Annotated in this window: 5 protein-coding genes; all 5 read right to left on the bottom strand. The window is 32.0% G+C overall.

The genetic code is table 11. From position 1 onward, the window contains the following. Positions 1–143: 143 nt before the first annotated feature. Complete coding sequence (locus DKT72_RS17715; RefSeq protein WP_111310090.1) at positions 144–1,721, bottom strand: calcineurin-like phosphoesterase C-terminal domain-containing protein; 1,578 nt, start codon at positions 1,719–1,721, stop codon at positions 144–146. Between the two features lie 79 nt (positions 1,722–1,800). Next, on the bottom strand, positions 1,801–3,378 hold the full coding sequence (locus tag DKT72_RS17710; RefSeq protein ID WP_111310088.1) for a SusD/RagB family nutrient-binding outer membrane lipoprotein: 1,578 nt from the start codon (positions 3,376–3,378) through the stop codon (positions 1,801–1,803). 9 nt (positions 3,379–3,387) lie between these two features. Then, the gene (locus DKT72_RS17705; protein ID WP_235841755.1) at positions 3,388–6,894 is read right to left on the bottom strand and encodes a SusC/RagA family TonB-linked outer membrane protein; all 3,507 of its coding nucleotides are present in this window, start codon (positions 6,892–6,894) and stop codon (positions 3,388–3,390) included. 172 nt (positions 6,895–7,066) lie between these two features. After that, positions 7,067–8,200: a FecR family protein gene (locus DKT72_RS17700; RefSeq protein ID WP_111310085.1), complete on the bottom strand. Its 1,134-nt coding sequence runs from the start codon at positions 8,198–8,200 to the stop codon at positions 7,067–7,069. A gap of 123 nt (positions 8,201–8,323) precedes the next feature. Then, positions 8,324–8,893: an RNA polymerase sigma-70 factor gene (locus DKT72_RS17695; RefSeq protein WP_111310084.1), complete on the bottom strand. Its 570-nt coding sequence runs from the start codon at positions 8,891–8,893 to the stop codon at positions 8,324–8,326. Positions 8,894–9,201: the final 308 nt, after the last annotated feature.

Below are 9,201 nucleotides of genomic sequence, written 5' to 3'. Positions count from 1 at the left end.
ATTTTTATGGATGTAGGTTCGGCATCTTGTAAATAGGGTTTTACTACAAAGCTATTATTTTGCTCTTAGGCAAAGAGATTAAAAAAGGACACTAAACAAAATACAAGTACATATTTATTTATTGCAATCATATTCATTGTTTTCTAATTTGTTTTGTGATCAGATACCATTTTAAAACTCTTTTTAGCACTATATATTCTACCCAACCAATCAGTTGCTTTTACTTCTAAGATATGATCTCCTAGACTAAAAGATGACGGCATTCTACCACTCCAAATGTGGGATGAAATTAAAGGTGTAGATGGTCTAATACCCCATGGAAGTTCTTCAGCATGATCCCATTCGTAATGAATGTCCAGTAAAAACTTATCATATTCTGGTGTAAGCATTAGTTCTTGCCATTCACCATTGTCAACTCTGTAAGTCAAAATATCTCTGGGAGTTCCTTGAAAAAAATTAACCACAACTTCACCTCGGTATTTATTTACTTGAGGTACAATTTTAGGAATATGGATACTCATTTTTTTATCGTTTTCTCCTGAAGGTATATACTCATAATCATAAGTATTTCCCTTAATATTTAAAAAAGCATAGCCTTTTGGAGTACCATCTCTCATGATAGATGATGGTGTCCCATATTTATCCTTAGGCCCCACATATATCGAACCTGCAGTAGCTCCTGGATTATAATGATGATGAAAATTAGCATTTGGCCAACCTTCCTCTTTTGTGAAAAAGTGATGGTTTTCTGAATGCGTATGACCCGATACCGATAATGTAAAATCATATCCTTTTAGAAGATTAAAAAGCTTTTGTACATCTTCTTTTCTAAATTGATCCGGTCCTTTTTCAAATTCATAAATCGGGATATGAAACGCTAATACAATTAATTTATCTTTAGAAACAAATTGTAAATCATTTTCTATAAATTTCAAAATATCTTCCCTAAACCCTCCTTCATACCCACCTCCTGCTCTATTTCCAGGAAAAATAACATCATCTAGCATGATAAAGTGTGTATTCGCATAGTTTAAAGCATAATTTGCTGGTCCAAAACTAGCTTCAAAAGTTTCATCGGTTAACTTATCTTCTGTTCCTGAATTCATATCATGATTACCAAAAACATTATACCAAGGCACTCCAATTTTACCGACAGATTTTATATAAACTGGAAATAAATGCTTAGCACCTAGATCTCCTAAACTAATGCCAAAAGCAACATTTTGCACTCCTATCAATTCTGAAACAATAGCTTTTTCAAAATACCCAGCATTTTCAAGATTATCTGCCTGAGGATCCCCAAATAGTATCACTGAAAAATTTGAATTTTCTTTTTGAACTTTTAAAGGGAAATTAACCAATTTTGGCAAGCTACCTGTTGTCTCAACACCTCCATCTTTATTTTCTGGAGAACCTTTTAGTTTATGTATGTAATAAAACTCTGGTTGATTATTTTTATTAACAGGAACGGCATAATTTGAAGGTTTTATAACAGACACTATCATGTCATCATTAGCTGGTAATTGATAATACCCTGAACCATCTGTTAAAGTGACCTCAACTCCATTGGTTACGGCTACATCTTTAAAACCTTGCTCCTTTGGGTCTTTTTTTCCATTACTATTTACATCATTATAAACAAATCCCTTAACAGTATTTTGAGAAAACATTTGTGATGAATAAAATACCCCTATTAACATTATTAATTTTAAAATTCTCATTTAAATATATTTAGTATTCTTTAAATAAGGCTGTCTGACAAGTCAAGACAGCCTATTATCTTAGCTCTTATTTATTTTACTAATAATTATCTAAAACGTCCCACCATAGCCTGTTGTTAAGTGTATCCCCCCCCATATTTTCTACAGCTTTTTTATAATTCTCATTATTAGTCGATTTTACGTCTATAGGGTATAAAAAGCGAACAGGTACTTTTTTATCGTTTACAGCTCCTGGTCCTGGTATTACTTTGGGTTGACTGGTTCGTCTCCAATTAGACCATGCCTCAAGGCCTACATAGTATTGAGAAATCCATTTTTGTAAATAAATTTTATTTAAATCTTCTTGAATATTTCCCGAAAAAGCCACTTTTTCTTGAGATAAATAAGCGTTCATATCAACATTCTCCAAAGCTTTTGCTATTTCTGTCCATCCACCAACACTTATACGTTCTTTATAATAATCGAAAGATGCCTTAATTCCATCTTGATAATAGACTTCTGCAGATTTTTTGGTTATAAAATTTCTTTGGGTTGCTTCTGCTAACAAAAAAGCAACTTCAGAAAAGCTCATAATTATAGTTTGTGCTGCAGATGCAGATGCTTTTTCGCTACATTCCCGACAAGCATATAGAACACCTAGTTTTGAAATATAATTAGATCCTGATTTTTCTGGATCTTCTGTTGGACTGTATAAATCAGATTCTTCTGCGGTTAAACCATTTAACATACCTTCATAGTCATCCCAATTATCTGAATAAATATCCATTTCAGATGCCGTTATTGGTTGGGCAAAAACTTTTAAACGCACATCATTCATAGCCTTTAAACGATTTTCTAATGTTTCACTCAAACGATAGCCATCAAAACTACCTACTCTCGAAAAGAATCTGCTAGGGGGATTTTCGGTATTGTGTTGAAGCGCAGCCATATCCTCATTACTTCCAAAAACGGGATATTTATCAGGATTATTAACAATGTCTTGTATCCCTGCTTTAGCAGTTTGTAAATCGATATCTGATATCCGCATCAACAAACGTAGCCTTAAAGAATTGGAGAGTTTTCGCCATTTATTAACATCTCCTGCATATAAAATATCGCCTGTAATGGTTACGGCATCGTTGGACAGAACATCATTTGCTAGTTCTAGATCAGATAGCATCCCATTATAAATTTCTTTCTGTGAAGTAAATTCTGGAAAAAAATTAGCATCGGCTCTTCCTTTTATAGCATCAGCATAAGGTATATCACCGTACACATCGGTCATAAAATTATATGTCAATGCCTTAAGTATTAAACCTATACCATAATAACCACTTAGCCCTTCAGAATCTTGGGAAGCATTTATTAAGTTATATATATTACGCAGTGTATTATAACCAGTTGCATATGGTTGTGATTCTGAAACCCAAGAATAAGTATCTGTACTGGTAGACTGAATTTCTGCAGCATGTTGAGTAACAAGCAAACCTTCTTCTCCTCCGAAACCTCCCCATGAGTCTACTATTGAAGAGATTATTCCAGGTAGAAGTAAATCTGGTGCTGTAGAAACTGGTGCTTTTGGATTTGTATTTATAATTTCAAAATCTTTAGTACAACTAGACCATAAGATGCCTGCGACAAAGATTAATATTGTTTTTTTTATGATATTTTGTGTCATCTTTTGTTTCTAAAAATTGATGTTTACATTGAATGAAAATGATCTGGTGCTAGGCAAAGACATATATTCAACACCTGGCTTAATAGATCCTTCGAAAACAGAAAGAGTTTCTGGATCAAAATGTGGATTTTCTGTCCATAGAGCTAAGTTTCGACCTGTAATTGAAAATCTTAGGTTGTCAATAAAGAGCTTTTCACTAATTTTTTTAGGTATGGTATATCCTAAAGTAACCTCTCTTAGTTTTGTATAAGAAGCATCATATTTCGAAGCTTCTATATTATTGCCTTTATAGTAACTTTTATAATAGGTTCTTGCAGTAACTCTTGTCTCATTAGGTTGGTATACTCCTTCAGAGACTTCCACAACACCATCACCAATTATGCCTTCCTCACGACCAACTAACGTTTCTTTTAACTGCCCTGCCAAACTACCAACAATTTTAGTTCTAGACGAAACAATACCTCCTTGGCGTGTATCTAAAAGAAAACTAAAGTCAAAGTTTTTAATTTTAAATTGGCTTTGAATCCCTAAAGTAAAATCTGGTGCGTAATCCCCTTGGTATTCTAAATCATCTGTTCGTATTGGAGCACCACTAGAATCGTAAATAATTTTACCATAATAAGGACTATTCTTATTTTCTACACGTTTAAAACCTACACCATACATAGCACTAATTGAACTGCCCTCACGTGCTTGTATGTATACCTTATTCCCATCACCAATAGTATAATCTATACCACCTAAATCACTTACCTTACTTTTATTGGTAGCAAAATTAAAACTAGTTGTCCATTTAAAATTTTGATTGCTTATTGGTGTAATACCTAATACAGCCTCTATACCCTTATTTTCTACTTTTCCTAAATTAATGGATCTTGTAGTATAACCACTGGCTATATCTGCTGGAACGCTAAGAATTTGATTTGTAGTAATATTTTTGTAAACAGCACCATCTAAAGTGATTGCATTTTTAAAAAATCTTAAATCAGTTCCAAATTCATAAGAAGTGGTATTTTCTGGTTTTAAACTAGGGTTTGTTATCGTTGAAGATTCTGTTAAAACAGGATATCCGTTATATGTTCCTCCACTAGAATATACAGGTTGTCCATTCTTATATGGACTAGTATCACTGCCAACTTCAGCATAAGCAGCCCGTAGTTTAAAAAAGGAAATAGCCTTTGGGAAATTAAAAAACTTGCTTAAAACAATACTAGTATTAGCTGAAGGATAGATATAAGAATTATTATTACTTGGTAGGGTGCTTGACCAGTCGTTTCTTGCAGAAACCTCTAAGAAAATTTTATCATCATAAGAAAATCTTCCAAAGCCATATAAACTATTTACTCGTTTTTTTGAAACACTCTCACTAGAACTTAGATTGGTTCTAGAATTATTAAAAGAATATACGCCTGGGTTTATCAACTCTGATGCTATAGTCCTATCGTAAGTTGAATATATATCTAATTGGTTACCTCCAACAGATAAATCTATAGTCCAAAGGCTATTAATTGTGTTATTATAAGATACTAAGAAATCAGAGTTTACCTCTTCATAAAATAAGTTGTCCTTTCTAAAATATCCTTTTGGAAAACGTTGTGTACTAAAAGCTCTCTTTTTTTCTCTTTCGTCTCTATAAAAATCCCTACCTGTTCTTAACATAACATTAAAATGGTTCGAAAGATCATAGTTTAAACTTACACTTCCGTATACACGGTCTTTATCTTGACTGTTTGTGTTTTCATATACATTGAAAAACGGATTGTCGTGATAATTATAATTATAGTTAAATTGTTGAATACCTTGTAAACCGTCTTGCCAATAATCTCTTAAACTATTAGTATTTATTTGACGCCCATACCACACCCATAGATACATGACGTTTTCGGTACCATAACTTACTGATGGTCTATTATCACTATCCTGTTTTAAATAGTTTACATGTGCATTTAATTTTAATCCTTTTGCTAAATTTAATTTTGTGGACAAATTAAAATTATTTCTTTTTAAATCAGTATTAGGAACAATGCCCTCTTGGTCTAAGTTTTGATAAGCAACTCTAATATTTCCAAATTTTCCTCCCTTAGAAATAGAAATACTATTATTCTTAACAATGCCTATATTAAAAAAGTCTTTCACATTATTTGGATGTGACACCCAAGGTGTTGGTGTAATTTGGGCATTACTCACTTTTACGTCACCAGCACGAGTTCCGTCGCTTCTTGGAGAATCGAATTGAGCATAAGAAATACCAGTATCTAATCTAGGTCCCCAACTTTCGTCAACACCGTCATTAATACCACTGCCTGAACCGTCTACAAATTTAAACTCTGTTCCATTTCCTTGACCATATTCATTTTGCCAATCAGGCATAGTTAGTATGGTTTCTGTAGTGATACTAGAATTTATATTCACTTTTAAGCTTCCATTTCCTGTTCCACTTTTGGTAGTAATTACAATGGCTCCGTTTGCAGCTCTAGAACCATATAAGGCGGCTGCGGCTGGTCCCTTTAAAATATTAAGTGACTCAATATTTTCAGGGTTAATTTCTCCAGCGTCATTACCATAATCGACATCTCTAGTGCTGTCCCCCCCTGGAGAAAAGAAACGATTACTAACAGGTACTCCATCTACGACAAAGAGCGGAGAATTATTTGCTAAATCTAGAGAGGAAACACCTCGAATTGTGATAAGAGACGACCCACCTATACCTGATGGACTATTTGTAATATTCACACCTGCCACCTTACCAGACATACTATTGATAAAATTTGTTTCTTTAGACTGTGACAACTCCTTTGAGTCTAGATCTTGAGAAGCATATCCCAATGCTTTTTTTTCTCTTTTTATACCTAAGGCAGTAACAACAACCTCATCCAAACCTGAAGCTTCCTCATGTAAAGTTATTGTTATGGATTCCTGGCTTATTACTTCTACTTCTTGGGTGGCATACCCTATATAAGAAACTATTAAAACCACATTCTCATTTGATATATTAAGGGCAAAGTTTCCATCAAAATCTGAAGTGACACCATTAGTAGTTCCTTTTTCAATAATTGTAGCCCCCGGCAGTGACATACCATTTTCATCAACAACTTTTCCCGTTACAATATGTTGTTGTTTAATTAATTGTTTACTAGGTTCAATTATTTCTTTTGGATCTTCAGTAAGGTATACTCGATTTTTAATTATTTTATAAGATGTTTTTGTATTTCGGAATACTTGATTTAGAACAGTATCAAAAGTAGTATCTTTTACATTTATACTAAATGACCGGTTAAGGTCTACATCTTTTATTTTAAAGACAAATCGAAATTCCGTACTATTTTCAATATTATCAATGAATTCATTTAACGAGATATTTTCTAAGTTTAATGTAACTTTTGTTTTTTGCCCGTACACTTCCTTGGCTTGCATTGTAAATAACGATACTAAAATCAAAAATGTAGTAAGCTTCATTTTTAAATCGAATTTCAATAATAGATTTGGCCTCCTTGCTTTTTTAAGAAGTTTTTTCATACTTTTGTTTTGTTAAAATGTGTTTAATCTTAAATGATTGATCGCTTTAATTTATCGGGAAATGTTGGAGCATTTTCCGATTTTTTTTGTCCAATATCAAATTGACTTCTAAGCGATACTTTTTTAGTGTTAAATAGATCTTTTAGGTCATAGGCATATTCTGTTTATATTTTTATTTAATTATTATAGTGTTTTCTTTTACGGTATAGCCAATGTTATAAACGGTCTTCAATTCTTCCAATACAGTTACAATTGCTGGATTTTTACCAAAACTGGCTTGGAATTTTTCTTTAGATAATTTTGGGTTTGTATTAATTATTTTAACATTATACTTTCGTTCTAATTTTTTTAAAATATTTTCAAAAGGCATGTCTCTAAATACCAATTCTCCTGTTCTCCAAGAGGTATAGATATCGGTTAAAACAGCTTCTTTTTTAATTGATTTAGTATGTTTATTAAAATTTGCTTTAAACCCTGGTTTTAGCGAAGTACTTTTATCACTAGTATACGTTTCGTCCTGGTTATATAAGCTTACAGATCCTTCAACAAGTACTATTTCGGATTCATTATCTTCCGGATAAGCATTTACATTAAACTGGGTTCCTAAAACCCTTACGTTTAAATTATCTGCACTTACAATAAATGGATGTTTAGCATCTTTTGCAACATTTAAATAGGCTTCACCAGTTACAAAAACATGTCTATCCGTGCCTTCTATGAAACACACAGGATATTTTATGGAAGTCCCAGCATTTAAATATACCGTAGTACCGTCTGACAATTGAAGGTTGAAAGTTTTCCCATAAGGAACAGTAAGTGTATTATATGCTAAATCCTTATCCTTCTTATCGGTTTGTTTTGTAGTGTATACCAATTGAGTTCCTTTTTGTTTTCCTACAATCTGTCCCTTTACATCTAATACTTGAATAGCTCCATCTACTTTTATAACTTTCACACTACCATCTTCAAGTTGCAAGGTTATTGCGTTTTCTGGAATATATGCAGTCAAATTGTTATTAATATATAAAAAGCCTGTAAAAGCAAAACCTATAAATAATGCCGCTATACTTGCTATTTTCCTCCATTCAATCCGTTTTATTCGCTTCACTTGTGAGCTTTGAATAGTAGAATTAATGCGCTCTAAAAGCCTGATTCTAGCATCTTCCTTTTCAGATAAGTCCCATGAAGCCATACTGTCTTTTTTTTGAAACTCATTATAAAACTGAAATAATAGATTTTCCTCTCCAGTTGTACATTCGCCTTTTTCAAATTTTAACAATAAATCGTATAATTCTTTTTTAGTCATTTTTATGCTTTATACATGTATGATGCAAAAAGGAGCTTCTACTCACATTCAAAAATTATAAAAGAGACTGATTTAACCTATAGATAACACAGGGGTCACAATTAGGTAACTAATGGGCTGTTTTTAAGAAAAAAGAACTAAAAAAATGGCAATACCTAAATTTGTACGAAGATGTTTTAAAGCGAGATGTATTTGATTTTCTACTGTGCGATGAGAAATACCAAAATGAACTGCTATCTCTGAAATAGAACAATCTTGAAAACGACTCATGTAAAAAATAGCTCTACATCTAGCTGGTAATTGTTTCATAATTTGTTCTATGGTTCTTTTAAGCTCTTTTTGATCAAATTCCATTTCTATATCTGGTTTAAGTACCAATCCCTCGATCATATCTGCATTAAGTGCTACAAATTTTTCACTACGTATTTTCAATAATGCATTATTTCTAACAGACTTAAAAAGATAAGCTTTTAAGTTTCTTATGTCTATAGTATCCTTTCTAAACCACATATCGGAAAAAACTTCATGAAGTACATCTTCGCTTAAACCTTTATCATAAAGAACATTATATACGTTTCTATATGAACGCTCCCAATATTTATTATATATACTTTGAAATGCCATATGATTACCTTCTTTTAAATATAAAAGAAGCTGGTCATCTGACAAATCTTTAAAATCTAAGTGCTGCATTTGTTTAAGAATGGGACTAAATTAGTTTAGATATAAAAGAAAGATGTTTAAAAAGTATTAAGAAATCATTAATTATGACAAGCAACATTGTTTCTAAATAAAATTCAGCCAACCAGTTATATTAAAATTAACAAAATCATATCATTGTTAATACATTATCTCTCTTTCAAAACTACTCTGTAATAACTTTTTTAAACGTTATATAGTAGGTTTACATATAAAATTCTGAAGTTAAATTTCTAAAATTATTGGTTTAATTAATAGCTTGATATTGTTCTTTCTTCGTTCTAAATCTAATCAGTAGGTTT

Source organism: Confluentibacter sediminis, from assembly GCF_003258355.1.
GTDB classification, from domain to species: Bacteria; Bacteroidota; Bacteroidia; order Flavobacteriales; family Flavobacteriaceae; genus Confluentibacter; species Confluentibacter sediminis.
The sequence above is the reverse complement of the archived record's forward strand: the minus strand, read 5'-3'. Positions and strand labels throughout refer to the sequence as shown.

Excerpts from the sequence above, each read along its gene's own strand:
- DKT72_RS17715 (WP_111310090.1), bottom strand. The coding sequence starts at position 1,721 with ATGAGAATTTTAAAATTAATAATGTTAATAGGGGTATTTTATTCATCA.
- DKT72_RS17710 (WP_111310088.1), bottom strand. The coding sequence starts at position 3,378 with ATGACACAAAATATCATAAAAAAAACAATATTAATCTTTGTCGCAGGC.
- DKT72_RS17705 (WP_235841755.1), bottom strand. The coding sequence starts at position 6,894 with ATGAAAAAACTTCTTAAAAAAGCAAGGAGGCCAAATCTATTATTGAAA.
- DKT72_RS17695 (WP_111310084.1), bottom strand. The coding sequence starts at position 8,893 with ATGCAGCACTTAGATTTTAAAGATTTGTCAGATGACCAGCTTCTTTTA.
- DKT72_RS17700 (WP_111310085.1), bottom strand. The coding sequence starts at position 8,200 with ATGACTAAAAAAGAATTATACGATTTATTGTTAAAATTTGAAAAAGGC.